The 494-nt window shown below is 64.8% G+C and carries 1 pseudogene; it reads right to left on the reverse strand.

From position 1 onward, the window contains the following. Nucleotides 1-359: pseudogene (locus tag CSC70_RS14410) on the reverse strand (potassium-transporting ATPase subunit B); the annotation flags it as partial. Nucleotides 360-494 lie beyond the last annotated feature (135 nt).

The following is a 494-nucleotide window of genomic DNA, read 5'->3' on the forward strand; positions in this document are numbered from 1 at the left end:
GGGGCCAGCATGGCCGCACCGCGCAATTGCGCGCGCTCGACGCCGGCCAGCGGATGGACCGCGGTGGCCTGGCGGTCGCCGTAGGTAATGGTGCCGGTCTTGTCGAGCAGCAGCACATCCACGTCGCCGGCCACTTCCACGGCCTTGCCGGACTTGGCCAGCACGTTGGCCGACAGCGCGCGGTTCATGCCGGCGATGCCGATCGCCGGCAACAGTCCGCCGATGGTGGTCGGGATCAGGCACACCAGCAGCGCGATCAACAGCAGCGGATCCACGTGCACGCCGACGAAGCCGGCGATCGCCGGCAGCGAGGCGACCACGATCAGGAAGGTCAGGGTCAGCGCCGCCAGCAGCATGGTTGCTTGAAAAAAAAAAAAGGCGGCCTGGTCAGAAACGAAGCAAGTCCGCAGGCGACGCATGCAGCTGAAAATAGATGGAGCATGTACACTACAAATCTCTCGGAGACGACGAAGTGACGGTGCCACACGCCATGG

It is taken from the genome of Pseudoxanthomonas kalamensis DSM 18571 (assembly GCF_010211745.1).
GTDB lineage: Bacteria > Pseudomonadota > Gammaproteobacteria > Xanthomonadales > Xanthomonadaceae > Pseudoxanthomonas_A > Pseudoxanthomonas_A kalamensis.